A 16,820-nucleotide genomic window follows, 5' to 3' on the forward strand; every position below is an offset into this window, starting at 1 on the left:
AGCAAGCTGGTTTTAGATCACGGTTAACGGAGCATTAACGACGTCTTAACTTTCTGAAGCAAGGGATTCACAAACTTAAGACTCCATTAAGGCATTTTGTGAAAATATAGCTTGCAATATGCGATCTAGGCAATAAGAAAAACCGTGGCTGCACCACGGCTTTATTGTTCATTCTGGTTGACGTCAATCAGAACAGAGGCTTGACCCTCTCGAATTTCTTCTTCCCGGTCCTTATGGCGAACAATGCGACACCGAGACAAACCAATCCCACCGCTGCAAAAATATAAAACAACAGATTTTCCTTCTTCAGCATCAGAGAAGAAATTAGCGGTCCTGCCGCCACACCGATAAAACGCATGCTGCTGTAGATCGAGGTGATTGTGCCCCGCTGCTTCTTCTCAATTCCCTCCGTGATTAAAGCGTCCAGACAAGGCAGAATGAGCCCCATGCCGGCACCGGCAATCGACAACAGCAGAATGAGGAAAAACAGTCCTTTCGACGGGAACACTGCGTAGGTGGCCATGCTTGCAGTCGTAATCGCCGTACCGGCGACCGTGAACCATTTCATCCTCGCTTTACTGACGCCGACAACTTTGCCCGTTATAAACGAAGCGAGGCATATTGCGCTAAGCGGGATCGCCAGCAATACCCCTTTCCAAATGCCTTCGATGTTGTAATGGTCCTCCAGAACGGAAGACAAGTAATAGAGAAATCCAAACATTAAGTACATCGCCAAGCCGCCAATCGCGAATATCGCGTAAAGCCAGCCCTCTTTAGCTAATATCGCCTTAATGCCTTGAACGAATTCCTTTAACGTGACTTTCGGCTGCTCACTGGTTTTTTTCGGAGCATTCACATACACCGCTACGGCGATAATCGATAACACGCAAATAATTGGAATAACGGCTAGCGGGAGAAACCACACGATAAGCGTTAGCGCAGAGCCGAGAATCGGACTAAGCACTTTGCCAAAAGTGTTGGAAGTTTCAATCATGCCAAGGCCGTTGCTCACCTCTTCTTCGCTTTTGAACATATCCCCCACGAGCGGCAATACGATCGGGAAAGCGCCTGCCGCGCCAATCCCCTGTATGAATCGACCCGCCAGAATGCCCGCATACGCCATCTGATGCTCTAGAAACCATGCGGACAGTCCAGATACAACGCCGCCAGCAGCCGCAATGGACAAACCAACTACAATGATCAGCTTCCGACCAAATCGGTCTGACAGATACCCGGCTATAGGGATACATACAATCGATACAGCAGCGTATACCGTAATAATCAAACTGGACATGACAGAAGTGATGCCTAATTTTTTCTGCATAAGCGGAAGTACGGGAATAAGCATGGAGTTCGCAAGCGTCATAATTAATGGAATCGAAGCAAGCGCTGCTAAATCGCGTTTCTTTTTCTCATGCATGGGGTGCTGATCCTCTTTCCTCATCCGAAAAAATGCACTACCCCGTTAATCTGTCCATTAACGCTTGGTTTTCATTCTAATTGAAATCGTTGTCAAGCATTATCGCGCAAAAAAAGAACGTATCCGGCTGCACATCGTTCAAGACGATGAGTGCGGTACGTTCTTTTTTAGCAGCTTAAGGCCTAATTGCTTCCGAATCGTTGCGCATTTCGCGCCCGTGCGCGTTCAAGCTCGACTTCGCGGTTTCGCGGCTCAGCATTCGTGACAAGTGTATCCATCAGCTTGCGGGCGGCTTGCGCCACCTCATCTATTGCCTGATGAAATGCTTCTTCATTCGCCTTAGAAGGAGAATTATAGCCGGAGAGCTTTCTTACGAACTGCAAGGCAGCGGCTTGAATTTCGTCTTCGGTTGCTGGAGGATCAAAGTTATATAGTGTCTTAATGTTTCGGCACATCGCTTATTCTCCTTATTAGGCCTGTATGGCTTATTCAAATTCGACGTTATGATAAACCTGTTGAACATCCTCCAGATCTTCCAAAGCATCGATCAGTTTGTCGAATTGGACTTGTGCGTCAGCCGAAAGTGTTACGTCATTCTGAGCCAGCATCGTCAGCTCGGCAACCGTAAATTCGGTAATCCCCGCATTTTTGAATGCTTCTTGTACCGCATGGAATTGATCCGGATCGGCGTAGACCATAATGGTCTCATCCTCTTCCGTAACGTCGCGTACATCCACATCGGCTTCCAGTAAGATCTCAATAACTTCATCGAGCGTTTTATCTGGAACGCCAATAACGGCAGACGAGTCGAACATATAAGCAACCGAACCGCTCACACCAAGATTTCCGCCGTTTTTAGTGAAGGCGGAGCGTACCGTGGAAGCTGTGCGGTTCACATTATTCGTCAACGAGTCGACAATGACCATGGAACCGCTAGGACCGAAGCCTTCATAACGAAGCTCAACATAGTTCTCGTCGCCGCTTCCTTTGGCTTTCTCGATCGCGCGGTCAATAATCGCTTTTGGCAAATTGTAAGTTTTCGCCCGTTCAAGTACGACCTTAAGCGCCCGGTTGGACTCAGGATCAGGTTCGCCTTTCTTGGCGGCTACATAAATCTCCAAACCGAATTTAGCATAAATCTTACTTGTGTTGGCGTCCTTGGACGCTTTCTTTTCTTTGATATTATTCCACTTGCGACCCATACTGCTCCCACTTTCTTCATGAACTTGTACATCAACTCTATCTATTATAACCGATTTTTTACCGATATCGAAAGGGTTAGCAGAAGAAATCGTCACAACTGCTGCCGAAGACTTGCTTCTATCTTGGAATGATGTATATCAACAAGGATTTTAAGTCCGCGTTTAGATGGGTAAAAAGAAAAAAGGACCGTATCTCTCCCCCGTTCTCGAAGACAGATACGATCCTTTGTCACGTACATCTGTACAATTGCAGTTGTGGTTAGGTAAAGCTCTCGTATACAAGAAATAAATTAAGCACGATGACGATAGCAGCAATGATCCAGCCCAGTATGGTCGTCACCTTTTTGTTAACGAGACCGCCCATTAGCTCTCGATTGCTCGTAAACATAATTAACGGAATAAGTGCGAATGCGATGCCGAACGAGAGTACGACCTGACTCATAATCAAAGCTTTGGTAGCATTAACTCCGGTCATGATGATTAACAGCGGCGGAATTGTAGTGATGGCTCTCCTCAAGTAGAGATTAATTCTGCGCTTAATAAATCCTTGCATGACCACATCCCCAGCCATCGTTCCCACCGAAGCACTGGCGAGCCCGGCAATCAACAGAGCCAAACCGAAAGAAATGGCTGCAACCGGCCCCACCAGCTCGCCGAATTGACGATAGGCGACATCCAGCTCTTCGACGATCAGACCGTTCTTGAAGAACAAGGCGGCTGCAATAACGACCATCGCCATATTAACTGCTCCGGCAATGACCATTGCAATAATAATATCAACAAACTCCAGCTTGAAAATCCGTTTTTTCTCCTGGTCGTCCCGGCCGACAATGCGTCTTTGAGTCAACGAGGAATGCAGATAAATTGCATGCGGCATTACCGTTGCACCGAGTATGCCTGCCGCAAGCAGCACGCTGTCGACACCCTCGAATTTAGGAGTCACTATGCCAGCTGCAACTGCGCCCATGTCAGGCTGTGCAAGCACGACCTGGCAGGTGAAGGCAAGAACAACCATGAAGATCATGACCGCGATGCCTGCCTCGAAAGCTCTGACTCCCCTTCGCTGCAGCTCCAATATGCCAAAGGAACCGACAGCGGTAATTAATGCGGCGGGAAGCATCGGAATGTCAAACAATAAGTATAGTCCTAATGCGGCGCCTAAAAACTCAGCAAGATCGGTAGCAATGATGACAATCTCACTTTGAATCCATAACAGGAAGGACGCCGGCTTGGAAAAACGGTCTCTCGCAACCTCGGGCAGATTTTTACCCGTTGCAATGCCAAGTTTGGCAGATAGCGATTGAATAAGCACAGCCATTAAGTTCGAAGCCGCAATGACCCATAGCAGCATGTATCCATACTTTGATCCTGCCGTAATGTTTGTAGCGAAATTGCCGGGATCCAGGTAAGCGACCGCAGCGATAAATGCGGGACCCAGAAAAGGAAGAAGCCGTTTGAAGCCTTTCACTTTGCGATTCAGCACCATTTCTGCGGAGAGTTTATTTGTTGCCGCGACACTGTTGTTGTTCGCCATAGTCTCTCCTCCTTTAGCTCTTTTTATATAAAAGTTTTCCTTAGCTATATTTGTTGGCTTAGTGCAACTTTTAAGTTGATTATATTCCTCTTGGCGAAAAAAGTAAACAGTCGTTTATTCGTTTTTGCAAGCATTTTCCACTCTTCTGATAAAGTGCCTCAACCACGACCGCCTCCTATCGTATGCGGCCATCGCCTAGCAGGTTCCGGTGATCAGCAAAAAGCCCGGCTGATCGAGGGATCAGCCGGGCTTACCGTATTTACAATAAATTTAAAACACTTTTGTCGTCCATGTTTCACAGTTCCATGTTTCCGTAACGACATCACGGTAAAATTCAGGTTCGTGAGAGATAAGCAAAATGCTGCCTTTATAAGCCTTCAGAGCGCGCTTAAGCTCGTCCTTTGCATCAACGTCCAAATGGTTGGTTGGCTCATCGAGCACGAGCAGGTTCGTCTCGTTGTTGATCAGCTTGCAGAGGCGCACCTTCGCCTTCTCGCCGCCGCTCAGCACCGCAATCTTGCTCTCGATATGCTTGGTTGTCAAACCGCATTTTGCCAGCGCAGCACGTACTTCAAATTGAGTGTAGGAAGGAAATTCATTCCAAATTTCCTCGATGCAAGTGTTGTAGTTGGCATCCTTAGACTCCTGCTCGAAGTATCCGATGCTGAGCAAATCGCCCAACTGTACATTTCCGGATAGAGCCTGTATTTCGCCCAATATGCTGCGCAAAAGCGTCGTCTTACCGATGCCGTTCGCACCGACAAGAGCGATCTTCTGGCCGCGTTCCATCCGGAGATTAAGCGGCCGGGACAGCGGGCTGTCGTAGCCGATTACAAGCTCTGTCGCTTCGAAGATCAGCTTGCCCGATGTGCGGCCGTCCTTGAAATTGAATTGCGGCTTCGGCTTTTCCTTCGCCAGCTCGATAACATCCATCTTGTCGAGCTTCTTCTGCCGGGACATCGCCATATTTCTCGTCGCAACGCTCGCTTTATTGCGGGCTACGAAGTCCTTCAGCTCGGAAATTTCCTGCTGCTGACGCTTAAATGCCGATTCCAGCTGCTGTTTTTTCATTTCATGCACCTGCTGGAAGTGCTCATAGTCGCCGACATAGCGGTTCAGTTCCTGATTTTCCATATGATAGATCAGGTTGATAACGCTGTTGAGGAACGGAATATCATGGGAGATGAGAATGAAGGCATTCTCGTATTCCTGCAGATAACGCTTCAGCCACTCGATATGCTGCTCATCCAAATAGTTGGTAGGCTCGTCCAGAAGAAGAACGTCTGGCTTCTCTAGCAGAAGCTTCGCCAGCAAAATCTTCGTCCGCTGACCGCCGCTCAGATCATTAACGTCTTTATCGAGTCCGATATCGGTAATGCCAAGACCTCGCGCCGTCTCATCGACTTTGGCGTCGATCATGTAGAAATCTTGAGCCGTCAGTGTATCTTGGATGGTGCCTACATCCTCAAGGAGCTGCTCTAGCTCCTCCGGCGACACTTCTCCCATACGGCCGTACATGTCGTTCATTTCGTTCTCCATATCGAAGAGGTACTGGAACGCGCCTCTCAATACGTCACGGATCGTCATCCCTTTGTTCAGTACTGCATGCTGATCCAAGTAGCCGACACGCATCCGCTTGGACCATTCCACCTTGCCGTCATCGGGCTGAAGCTTGCCGGTAATAATATTCATGAATGTGGACTTGCCTTCGCCATTGGCGCCAATCAGTCCGATGTGCTCGCCCTTCAACAGGCGGAAGGAAACGTCGTTAAAGATCGCGCGGTCCCCAAAGCCATGGCTTAATCGCTCTACGTTTAAAATGCTCATTTATGACACCTTTTCTGTTAGACTTTTTTCTCCGTTATATTATAAGCGGTAGAGGTGCTGCAACTCAACGTTTCTTGTGAAATTAATAACGTTAATTATCGTTAAACGATTAGGCTGCTAATCGCAAAGCTTGTGCCGATATAAACGAAGCAAAGCAATATGCCGATCGCCGTATTGCCTTTGCGCAGCTCTTCGCCAATTTTAAAGCCGGGAGTCACCAGCTCGAAAATCCAATAAGCGAGTACTAGACAAGCATATCCGACTGCAAACCAGAGCATCATATGCCAGATGGACGTATTCGTGTAAGCCGCAACGCCCAGAATGATAGCCGTAGAAAGAAATTTCCCGCCCGTCGCCAAACCGGCAGCTACATTCCCCTTCTTCAGCTCCTCCATATCCTTATAAGGCGTAATCCAACTGAAAATAACCATGCCAAACAACTGCAGCGCGACGATAACAATGATACTGATAATAATATTAATGGCGATTATGACGCCCACCCCCTGAATTTGGCGTATGCCAAATCATAATTTTCGTAATCATGTACTTCTTCCAATAAAACGTTTACTTGCTTCATCGATTTCATGCTAGTGTAGCGCTTCTCATCAATTGGCTGCTTAATCTGGTTTCCTGTAGGCAAAGAAAGCACTGCGAAATAACGGGACTCATCTTTATAAGTGGTTTTATATACGCCTACCAGGTCAACCTCCGTTGTGAGCTGCACTTTGAGCAGCTCGAAATCCTGCTTGCCTTCTTTTTCCGTTTTGAACGATTTGATCGGCATCCATTCCGTCAGCGTAACCGCATTACGGCCTTCCGCATTGACGGTCATCTTCGCCTCCATATACTGCAGCGTCCACACTTTATCGTTCGTAGCATAGTTGTTATCGTTCGGAAGCAGCTTGTTGTCGGGCAGAATGGCCATATCGCTGCCGATCAAATCCCCGACGGTGCTCTCAACGAGCCGATAATCCCAAGGCAGCAGTGTCTCGTCTGCTGATGCTTCTGCCGGTGATCCGCTAGAAGTGGACCAGACCCCTGATGACGTGCCGCATCCGCCCAGCATGACGGCAGTTGCAAGAATAGCCGATAGTAAAGCTATCTTTCTTTTTCTCATGAAGCTTTCACTCCTATCGCCACAAAATGACTTGTATTGCCCGTAATTAATCCGCCTGCGCGTCCAAGCAAACCGCATGGCACGCCATTGATAACGAACATGCCTGTAAGCAGACTGAATTGTCCTGCCTCCAGATCGATCTTAGCCAGCTCTGCTCGCTTCTGATAGACCCGCGGGAACAATCGGCTCGTATCGAAGCCGTCTTCATCCTTCACTTCCAAGCTCCCTTGTTCATCGTACAGCATGACAGAGCCGCCTTCCCGTCCGAACATCGATTTGGATACATAGCTCCCGTCAAATAGCGCTTTATTATAAGTGGGCAGCATGTATCGCTCGATTGCTGAACGTTCCTCAGCGTCAAACAGCATATGCAGCTCATACAGTCCCCAGATGAGAGCCATCATCCCTTTGGATTGCAAAATAATCGAATGGACAGAATTGAAAAGCTGCAGTTGTCCGCTTTCGACCGCGTAGGCCAATGCCTCGCCGCCCTCGTCGATTGCCATCCATTCCTTCGGATACAAGGCGAATAGACGATCGATGGCCTGCCCGTCTTTTTTCCTCAGTACGCCCTCATCGACCCACAGCTCCAATAAATCAACGCAATCCACCTGTTGGCCACTGTGCTTAACGAGCATATCAATCGTGCCGGAATCCTCCAGATGCTCTCCATAAGCTGCACAGGCAGCCGTATCCGGCTCCTCTTCCGCCCAAGCGGCAGCTACTAGAGCCTGCATCTGCACATTAGGCGAATCCAGAGAAAGCCGTTCACATTGCCAAGGGGTAGCGACTGCTGCTTCAGCATAGCCGGTTGGCGTATCCGCATTCAGCTCTAGCAGCTGAATGATCCCTTCATCAGATATAGCAAAATCAAATCTCGCGTACCGGCTAATTAAGCCGCCTTCGCTCTGAAGTTCAACTGCGTCCAAGGCAGGCCATAGCAGCTCCGGTATGCCAAGCATCGCGTACAAATCTTGCCGGCCATGGACAAACCGGCAGGCACGGTCAAAGACGCTCCACAGCTTGGCTGCGGCTGCCTCCAGCTCTTCATACACCTCACGGCGCATAGCGACCGCCTGATCGATCCAGTATGGCTCGCCTTCCAGATCAGCCCAGGTGAATCCAAGCGACGATAGCTCTGCTACGAGTGCAGCGCGATTGCCGCTTGGGTTGCCGATAACCTCGAAGGCCTTCTGCTTATTGTTCGTTGTCATCCGCCGAAGCCGCCGCTTGAAGCTTTATGACCTGAACCAGACGAGCTGAAGCTGGAGCCAGAGCCTGATGAGCTCAAGCCGCTTGATTTGCCGCCTATCCCTCCAGGTGATGAAGAGGTTGAACGTCTAGTAATGGAGCCCGATTTATTCGAGGTTTTCGGCCGAACGGCAGAGCCGACAACTGCTTTATTTTGAAATTTATCTGTATCATAAGACTTTGGCTTGTAGGCTGTTCTGCTTCCTTGATAATACGAATTGTGTGAGTTGTGCCAGGCGCCGGACGAATAGGAATTGCCGCGGTTGAAGATTAAGTGATAGAGCAGCAAATCATTCCAGCCAAACCCTCCACCTGAATGAATGACTGTCGTACCACCTGAACCACTGGTGCCGCCTTCACCCGATCCATTCTCTTCCCCCGCGCTCTCTGCCAGCAGAATCGGGATATTCCAATCTACGGCAGGATCGTAATAAGCCTTCACCGCATCCGTTGACCATTCTATGAGAGCCGGCCCTTCAGCCGATGAGGCATTTGTCGTCTCGGCAGCGGCATGAGTGCTAGGAGCAAGACCGATCAGCGCATTCGCCATCAACGCAATGCCAAGAGAGGTAGAAAGCACTCGGATCGGCTTTCCTTCTTTCGTAAAGAACCGGTTCGTCGCTTCCCGCTTGTCGCTCAGGGGACGATTTGTTTCATCCTTGTTTTCCATACGTGACTCCCGCCTTTCTTCGATTCCGCTAGCGATTCGTTACTTTCTGAACGAGCAGCTCCATTACGCCTTGATCCAAATTGAGCCGCCCTTCAATGGTTTCATATTCGGTACCGCTAATCGTCAAATAATTGACATGATGCAGCGCTTCAATCATTTCCTTGCTCCAAAGTCTTTCGTCCAGCGTAAACAACCCGCCAGAAGCTAATTTTTCAATGAGATTTACCTTCATTCCGCTTTCCATGCGATCATTTCCTCCATTTCCCAAAAAGCCTACACACATGATTATCATCATACTATACTTGGAAATCTTGTAAATAAGAAAAATTTACAGTCATTCTTAGGCACAAAAAAGCCTATCCGTACGAAGGAGATTCCTTACGCGCAGATAGGCCTATGTTCGACTGATATGTCCGGATTAACCGGGACTATTTATTGGGTAGAAAATCCGTATTTCACAAAGACATCAAGCGCTTCTTTCGTCTGCAGATATGCGTAGAAGTCTTCCGCTTCTTTATTATGCTTCGTCGCTTTCACGATACCGATCGGATATTCGATTGGCGAATAGCTTGCCGGATCAACGGCGAACACGATCTTGGCCTTTTGCGAGGTTAACGCATCCGTCTTATAGACGAAGCCGGCATCAGCGTTGCCTGTCTCGACGTATTGCAGCACTTGGCGTACGTCTTTGCCCTGTACGCTTTTGGATTGCAGCGCATCCCAGAGTTTCGCACTCGTTAACGCTTCTTTCGCATAGCTGCCAGCAGGAACACTCTCAGGAATACCGATTGCGATTGTTTTCACTTCTGCTTTAGACAAGTCATTTACGCTTGCAAGAGCCGTCTTCGAATCAGCCGGCGCAACAACGACCAGCTCGTTTTTCAATAAGTTGATTTGCTTATCCGCATCAATCAATTGCTTATCGACGAGCGCCTTCATGTTTTTCGGAGCGGCTGACAGAAACAGATCAGCCGGAGCGCCTTGCTCGATTTGCTGCTGCAGGGCACCTGATGCGCCAAAATTGAAATTCAATTTAATAGCCGGATTGCTTTTCGCATAAAGACCTTGGATCTCATTCAAAGCGTCAGTCAAGCTTGCGGCAGCTGATATCGTTAATTCCACCGTTTTTGCAGACGGCTCAGCCGTTTGCTGAGTTTGATTAGCTGGCGTTTTGCTGTTCGAGCTGCAGCCCGTCACCATAATGGCTATGGCGAGCATTGCGAACCAAAGCATATTACCTTTCATTTTCACAGTATTTCTCTCCCCTATCTATGTATTGAGATCTAATTAGCTATTATCGATGATATTCAAGCGCATTGTCAATCATGTTGCTTTATCTATGTAGGTTAACATAATTATAGTTATGTTAACTATTTTGTATGAAAAAAAAGCAACCATCCAAAATGGCTGCTCATGCTGCGTTTTTAACCGGATATTTTGTTCACAATTTTCAACACCGCATCGCGTGTCAGCTTGCTGCCGCCAGCCGCAATCAGCTTGGTCGTTGCATGTGCAAGCTGCAGCGGAATTTTGCAGAAATCCCGTGCAGGTCCCTTGTTCAGTTCGGCAATATACGCATCGGCAACCTTCAGATTGCGCTTCGTATACTTGATCATATCCTTCGAGTCCCAACCTTCCGGGAAGAAGTTGACGCCGCGCTGCTGGTCCTCCGACTGATTCCGCAATATGTTGACCGCCTGCAGACCTCTGCCGAAAGCAACCGCTTTCTCACGATCTGTAACCGTACCGTCGTTCCATAGCCACAGCTCCGACAGTAATTCGCCTACCATGCCGGCTACGCTATATGTATACCGGTCCAAGTCCGCTTCCGTGCGGATTTGCCATTGCACCTCCACCCATTCGGCCATTTCCTTCGACATCTTGGCCGTATAGCGGATGACTGTGTCTCTGGCGGTCTCGGGGCATAGCTGTACCCATTCTACTAGACGCAGCGACACTTCCGGAAGCTGATGCGCATACGGGGCAAACGTATGCTCAACGGCCTCAGCCATGTTTGGCGCAAGCAATGCGTCCTGTATTTCGTACAGAAGCTTTGCCTTGAGCGCATCGGCGAGCTCCTCGTGATCCTCGATTTCATCGATGGCGCGCATGCACAAATAAGCGGAGCTTACCGCTTCCTTGAGCCCCGGCGTCAGACGGGTTATCGGAATATAAAAGGTTCGGCTGGTTTTCTGCAGCATGGACATTGCGTCTAGGACTTCGGTATTAATGTTAATTCCCTCCAATAAAAGGTCAGCGTTTCTTCTACTATACCATAGGATAGAGATTGTGCCCAAGTCGACCTAAATATTTTGACTTTCTTCGGTCCCGCACCCGCCTAGGTTATAGTGTAAGCTTCTTCAATGGCTTTTCCGCTGGCCCTTCCATCACTTCGCCCTCAATCGAGAATCGGGAGCCGTGGCAAGGACAATCCCAGCTTCGGTCGCCGTCATTCCATTCCACCTCGCAGCCCAGATGGGTACAGGTCGTATCGACTAGATGCAGCTTGCCTTCCGTGTCCCTATACGCCCCTGCTTTTTTGCCATGCACGAAGACAACGCTGCCTTCTCCGTTTTCCAGCTCCTCTGCCCAGCGCTTCGGCCTGCTGACCTTTCCGCTTATTAAATGTTTAGCCACGTCCAGATTCTCAACGATGAGATCTTTCCATGCGGCAGCGTTCATTCCACGGGAGGGAGCAAACAGCTCTTCATAACGATTTTCAGTTCCTTCTATTAAGTCGCGAATTAACAGCGCAGCTGCGGTACCGGTGGTCATTCCCCACTTTCGAAAGCCAGTCGCTACATACACATTTGGAGTAGAGGCTTTGATCCGGCCGATGAAAGGGAGCTTGTCACCGGTCACGAGATCTTGAGCCGACCAGCGGTAAACGATTTTTTTCACCTTAAAATGCTGCTCCGCATAATCCTGCAGAGCTTCATAGTGATTAAATGTACACATGCCTTGTCCCGCTTTATGACTCTGTCCGCCTATCAGAATGATATCGTCAGGATGATCCGTAACACGAATGGAACGCTTTGGCTCTTCTGCGCTCAAATAAATGCCGCCGGGGTAGCGCTCATCCGTCTGAATACCTAGAACATACGAGCGTTCTGCATGCATTCTGGCAAAATAAAACCCTAGTCCGTCATGGAAAGGAAAATGGGTGCAGATCGCAACATGGCGAGCCGTAATTTTGTGTCCTTCGTTCGTTAGGACGACCGGCTGCTCGCCCTCCGTAAGATCTACTGCTGTTGTATGCTCACAAATAATGCCGCCGGACTCTGCAATCCGATCAATTAACGACCTTAAATATTCCAGCGGATGAAATTGAGCCTGGCTATGCATCACAAGAGCAGCCTTACATGGAATGTTCAGCGGTACTTCGTTCAGATAATCGCCCTTGATCCCAAGCTCCTGATATGCTGACCATTCCTTTTTCAGCTTCTCGATGCCATCGTCCGAATCAGCGGTCAGATAGGCATTCTGATGGGAATACCCGCAAGATATGCGATGTTCTTCAATTGTATGTTTAATGAATCGAGCCGCTTCCTCCGCAGCCTGATAGTAAAGCTCCGCCTGCTCCTTGCCTTGCTGGGAAATGAGCTCATCATAAATCAAATCATGCTGCGCCGTTATTTTCGCCGTTGTATGGCCGGTTGTCCCGCCCAGCAGCTCGCCCGCTTCAATCAGCGCAACTTTATATCCTTGCTGCGAAAGCACGTAAGCTGTCGTTACGCCCGAAATGCCGCCGCCAATGACAGCGACGTCGATATCCAAATCACGATCCAGCTTGGGATAAGACTGTCTCTCCTTACTAGTCTCGATCCAATATGACTGTGGAAATTGCGGTAAAGCTTGTCGGTCCGTCATCGCAATCATGCCTCCTAAGTAGGTATTCCTACACTTACCTTGCGCTGTTTCCACACAAAATATCCCAGTATTTCTAAACGCTGCGTTTAAGGAAACAAGCCCATTTTAAACTAGGCGATGAACCACTTTTCCATTTCGTCATAGGTTATATAGACAAATGACTATACAGTAATGGAGGCTTACTTATGAATCGCGGTTTTAACCATTTTGGCGGTGGTTTCGGTGGAGGTTTCCGTCCCCCGTTTCGCCCGTTTCCACATCCGTTTTTCCCAGGCCGTTCTTTATTCCCCTTCTTCTTCTTCTCGCCATTTGCTTTCCCGTTCTTTCCGTTTCGTGAGGGAGAAGATTCTGAGTTCCGCAACGACCCTTATTATGCAACGCATCAGGCAAAAGGCGGCGAAACGCTTCAGCACGTAGCGCATATGTACAATATTCCTAGCGCGTTCCTGGAAGAAGCCAATCCGGAATTGACGGCACAAGCCGCGCTTCAGCCTGGAACCAACGTATATGTGCCGCGTATCTCGCATCTTCACTGCCATAAATCTTTTTTTGAGAAGGAAATGGAAGTGCCTGCGAATACAGCGAATGTTGGCGCCAACACAGCGATTAAACCATCTTCGCCTTACAACGGCAGCCAGTTCTAATTACGATTTCCGCGAAAACAAAAAAGCAGCGTTTATCCCAGCACGGTCATTGATCCATGTTGAGATAGACGCTGCTTTATATTTATCCAATGAAAATGCTGCATCAACGGTAGACACGCGCCCCATTTTGCAACCTGATTCTATACAACGCTTCAAACGTCAATTTTATGCTCTGAAAAATACACTGGCATTGCCCGGCACAACAGGATTATCATCAGCCGTCAATCCTTCGGCGCGTTGTTTCAGTGCTACGTCGATCAGCCATTGGGTGAATTCGGCTACCTTCATTTGTTTCATTTCCTCCAAGGTGAAAAATCCGGCCTGGTCAACCTCTACGCCGTCCGGTATTGGCTCACCCCCGATATACTCCATATCAAACGCGATATAGACGTTATGAACGCTTCGCGGCTGGTCTCGTACGGCTACGATACTTTTTACGCTGGCATGAACGCCTGACTCCTCCAGTACCTCGCGAATGACCGTCTGATCGATCGATTCCAGCTGTTCTATATAACCGCCTGGATTCGTCCAGTAGCCTTTCCCCGGTTCCTGTGCCCGGCGAACGAGCAGAATCCGATCTCCCTTCATAACAAGCGCGCCTACTCCAACACTATAATCGCCCCAATGGACATGTCCGCAGCTTTCAGAAGTACAAGCTCTGCGAGCCGTACCATCGATATCGCGAGTTTCCATTGGCTGGCCGCACACTGTGCAATAATTTACCGACATCTTCGTTCAACCGTCCTTTTGCATTTTGCCTATGCTGTATGCCTTGCTGCATATAAAATGCTAGTTATGATTTACTTGTTTGTTTGCTATTCATTCTTAACCTCATGCTTCTTGTCGTTCCTAAATTCATGATAGTCCTTGCTCGTCCATATCGCCAGCCAAATATTTGGAAACGTTGTACTGCATCATTTCACACGTTCTACGGTCATCTTGCAAAGCCACACCACACACTCGGGTCTGCCCGTGGTGAGGCACAAAAAAACAGACCCGAATGGGTCTGCCGGAATTTAGAAGAGCCTAGGGGAGCGTGCCATACCTTACTTATAAAGCTGACATCGATGACTAATGCTCCAAAACATCTGATCTCCTCCCACTAACTGATGGATACAACAGATTCATCGAACTAACTAACCTCTCGCTTCTCAATTTGTGGAGCCCTCAATGGCCCAAGACTTAATCAAAATGTAAAAGTACAGGTTGATGAGCCATATACAGGCTCCAAACAGCCATCAAAATGCAAAAATACAGTTGAAATTACTAAATTCCGCTCAAACCATGCTTTTTAGACCATTCAAAATGCACTTTTACATTTTGATGCGCTATATCTCCTATAAAATGGATAACAACATGCAGTTATGCATTTTGATTAGATAAGTTGCTGCTTATAGCGAACCCGCTTCCCAAACAGCGAATCTAACTTCGCTATACCAGAGTAACTAATAGCAGCAGTAACATTTATAAGCCACACTTCCATCAGAGAACGTAGTTACTTCAAAAATAAACATCTCTTCACCAAAGTGGCGGCTTCTTCCCAATGCTGAGTAAACACCAAACCTTCTTCAAAAGTAACCAATAGTCAGACTGTGGGTTTATTTGCTCTTGTGGTTTGCTCTTGTGGTTTGCTCTTGTGGTTTTTTGCGGTTAAGGGTGAGCGGAGCGTTTGGAGTTCAGGCTGACATTTCGAAGGTTCTATCCATTTACCATCGTGCAAGCGATGGGGGTAATGGAATCAAGAACGGCAGCATGAACCCAAACGCGCAGCGACCCCTCGGTATTGTGCATACATGAACCCAAACGCGCAGCGACCCCTCGGTATAACGCACCGCAAGCTACAACGCAAACAAATCCACAAAACGATGTACCGGCATCTGCTCAAGCAACTGCTGGTCACTCCCGACAGTCAATATCTCCCGCACCTGCCGGTCTGCCAGCCTAGTACGCACATTCGTCTCGAACTTACGCTCCAGAAGCGGAATCCCTTCACTCCTCCTCCGGCGATGGCCGATTGGATATTCCACCTCCACCCGCTCCGTAGCGCTCCCATCCTTGAAAAAGATCTGAATTGCATTGGCAATTGAGCGTTTTGATCCATCTAAGTAATTGGCAGAATACCGGACATCTTCCTCCACCGTCATCTTCTCGCGAAGTGCATCAATTCGCGGGTCGCTTGCTGCTTCGTCCTCGTAATGATCAGCAGTCAATTGCCCGAAGAGCAGACCGATTGCCGTCATATATTGAAGGCAGTGGTCGCGGTCCGCCGGATTATGCAGCGGCCCCCGCTTATCGATGATGCGTATGGCAGATTCATGTGTCGTCAGCTTGATAACATCAATTTCCTCCCAGCGATCCTTTACGAGCGGATGCAGCTGAACTGCGCATTCCACAGCAGTCTGCCCATGGAATTCAGCGGGATAAGCCAGCTTAAACAACACATGCTCCATTACATACGAACCAAACTTACGGTTTAGTGCCAATCCCCTGCCTTTAAACAGCACATCCTGGAAACCCCAGACGGGAGCCGTTAGAGCGGAGGGATATCCCATCTCTCCCTTTATTGCCATTAGCGCAAGACGAACGGCCCGGCTGGTCGCGTCCCCTGCCGCCCACGACTTGCGTGTGCCAGTATTCGGAGAATGGCGGTATGTCCGCAAGGATTGCCCGTCTATCCAGGCATTGGACACAGCATTAATGATTTCATCGCGAGTACCGCCAAGCAGCACCGCCGCAACGGCCGTGGAAGCGACTTTGACCAAGAGGACATGATCCAGTCCTACGCGGTTAAAGCTATTTTCCAGCGCAAGCACGCCTTGAATTTCATGTGCCTTAATCATCGCTGTTAGTACATCGCGCATGATGAGCGGTGAATCACCGTTAGCGGCTCGTGTCCGGCTGACATAATCCGCGACGGCCAAGATGGCGCCCAAATTATCGGATGGATGCCCCCATTCTGCAGCCAGCCATGTGTCATTGAAGTCGAGCCACCGTATCATACAGCCTACATTAAAAGCAGCTCCCACAGGATCCAGTCGATAGGACGTGCCGGGTACAGGCACACCATTCGGAACGATCGTACCCGGTACAACTGGCCCCAGCAATTTCGTGCATTCCGGATAGCGCAGCGCCAGCAAGCCGCAGCCAATCGTATCGAGCAGGCAATATCGCGCCGTTTCGTACGCCTCCGAGCTTTCAATGACCGCGTTCGCCGCATATTCTGCGATGTCAACTAGCAGAGCGTCTGGGGCTGGACGATCATTACTTACTGTTTGGGACATGTGA

16 protein-coding genes are annotated in these 16,820 nt (G+C 48.8%); 1 reads left to right on the top strand and 15 read right to left on the bottom strand.

Annotated elements, in window-relative coordinates:
• Positions 1–187: 187 nt before the first annotated feature.
• From IEX98_RS13740 to IEX98_RS13800, 13 genes are all read right to left on the bottom strand, one after another.
• Positions 188–1,420: an MFS transporter gene (locus tag IEX98_RS13740; protein WP_188889749.1), complete on the bottom strand. Its 1,233-nt coding sequence runs from the start codon at positions 1,418–1,420 to the stop codon at positions 188–190.
• Between the two features lie 182 nt (positions 1,421–1,602).
• Positions 1,603–1,875 (bottom strand): DUF2277 domain-containing protein, encoded by a 273-nt coding sequence (locus IEX98_RS13745; protein ID WP_188889750.1) that lies wholly within the window; start codon positions 1,873–1,875, stop codon positions 1,603–1,605.
• 30 nt (positions 1,876–1,905) lie between these two features.
• The gene (locus IEX98_RS13750; protein WP_188889751.1) at positions 1,906–2,622 is read right to left on the bottom strand and encodes a YebC/PmpR family DNA-binding transcriptional regulator; all 717 of its coding nucleotides are present in this window, start codon (positions 2,620–2,622) and stop codon (positions 1,906–1,908) included.
• Between the two features lie 259 nt (positions 2,623–2,881).
• Positions 2,882–4,156, bottom strand: a complete 1,275-nt coding sequence (locus IEX98_RS13755; protein ID WP_188889752.1) for an Nramp family divalent metal transporter — start codon at positions 4,154–4,156, stop codon at positions 2,882–2,884.
• Between the two features lie 270 nt (positions 4,157–4,426).
• Entirely contained in the window at positions 4,427–5,983 is a 1,557-nt protein-coding gene (locus IEX98_RS13760) for an ABC-F family ATP-binding cassette domain-containing protein (RefSeq protein WP_188889753.1), read from the bottom strand.
• A 101-nt stretch (positions 5,984–6,084) separates the two neighbouring features.
• On the bottom strand, positions 6,085–6,474 hold the full coding sequence (locus IEX98_RS13765) for a DUF350 domain-containing protein (RefSeq protein ID WP_188889860.1): 390 nt from the start codon (positions 6,472–6,474) through the stop codon (positions 6,085–6,087).
• A complete protein-coding gene (locus IEX98_RS13770) occupies positions 6,471–7,100 on the bottom strand; it encodes a hypothetical protein (protein WP_188889754.1) in 630 nt (209 codons plus the stop codon). The genes IEX98_RS13765 and IEX98_RS13770 overlap by 4 nt, the downstream gene beginning before the upstream one ends.
• Positions 7,097–8,314, bottom strand: a complete 1,218-nt coding sequence (locus IEX98_RS13775; protein ID WP_188889755.1) for a glutathionylspermidine synthase family protein — start codon at positions 8,312–8,314, stop codon at positions 7,097–7,099. The genes IEX98_RS13770 and IEX98_RS13775 overlap by 4 nt, the downstream gene beginning before the upstream one ends.
• Complete coding sequence (locus IEX98_RS13780; protein ID WP_188889756.1) at positions 8,311–9,021, bottom strand: hypothetical protein; 711 nt, start codon at positions 9,019–9,021, stop codon at positions 8,311–8,313. Before IEX98_RS13780 ends, IEX98_RS13775 begins: the two co-directional genes overlap by 4 nt.
• A gap of 28 nt (positions 9,022–9,049) precedes the next feature.
• A complete protein-coding gene (locus IEX98_RS13785) occupies positions 9,050–9,265 on the bottom strand; it encodes a hypothetical protein (RefSeq protein ID WP_188889757.1) in 216 nt (71 codons plus the stop codon).
• 188 nt (positions 9,266–9,453) lie between these two features.
• A complete protein-coding gene (gene modA / locus IEX98_RS13790) occupies positions 9,454–10,266 on the bottom strand; it encodes a molybdate ABC transporter substrate-binding protein (RefSeq protein WP_188889861.1) in 813 nt (270 codons plus the stop codon).
• Between the two features lie 179 nt (positions 10,267–10,445).
• On the bottom strand, positions 10,446–11,228 hold the full coding sequence (locus IEX98_RS13795) for a squalene/phytoene synthase family protein (protein WP_188889758.1): 783 nt from the start codon (positions 11,226–11,228) through the stop codon (positions 10,446–10,448).
• Positions 11,229–11,364: 136 nt separating this feature from the next.
• Entirely contained in the window at positions 11,365–12,891 is a 1,527-nt protein-coding gene (locus tag IEX98_RS13800) for an FAD-dependent oxidoreductase (protein ID WP_188889759.1), read from the bottom strand.
• Between the two features lie 185 nt (positions 12,892–13,076).
• On the opposite strand from IEX98_RS13800, the gene IEX98_RS13805 reads away from it, so the two are divergent.
• The gene (locus tag IEX98_RS13805) at positions 13,077–13,535 is read left to right on the top strand and encodes a LysM peptidoglycan-binding domain-containing protein (protein WP_188889760.1); all 459 of its coding nucleotides are present in this window, start codon (positions 13,077–13,079) and stop codon (positions 13,533–13,535) included.
• A 165-nt stretch (positions 13,536–13,700) separates the two neighbouring features.
• Here IEX98_RS13805 and IEX98_RS13810 read toward each other — a convergent pair whose 3' ends face one another.
• Both IEX98_RS13810 and IEX98_RS13815 read right to left on the bottom strand, forming a co-directional pair.
• On the bottom strand, positions 13,701–14,264 hold the full coding sequence (locus tag IEX98_RS13810) for an NUDIX hydrolase (RefSeq protein WP_188889761.1): 564 nt from the start codon (positions 14,262–14,264) through the stop codon (positions 13,701–13,703).
• A gap of 1,109 nt (positions 14,265–15,373) precedes the next feature.
• Positions 15,374–16,816: a bifunctional 2-methylcitrate dehydratase/aconitate hydratase gene (locus tag IEX98_RS13815; RefSeq protein ID WP_188889762.1), complete on the bottom strand. Its 1,443-nt coding sequence runs from the start codon at positions 16,814–16,816 to the stop codon at positions 15,374–15,376.
• Between the last annotated feature and the right edge of the window lie 4 nt (positions 16,817–16,820).

This window comes from Paenibacillus radicis (ex Gao et al. 2016), from assembly GCF_014641555.1.
Taxonomy (GTDB): Bacteria; Bacillota; Bacilli; order Paenibacillales; family Paenibacillaceae; genus Pristimantibacillus; species Pristimantibacillus radicis.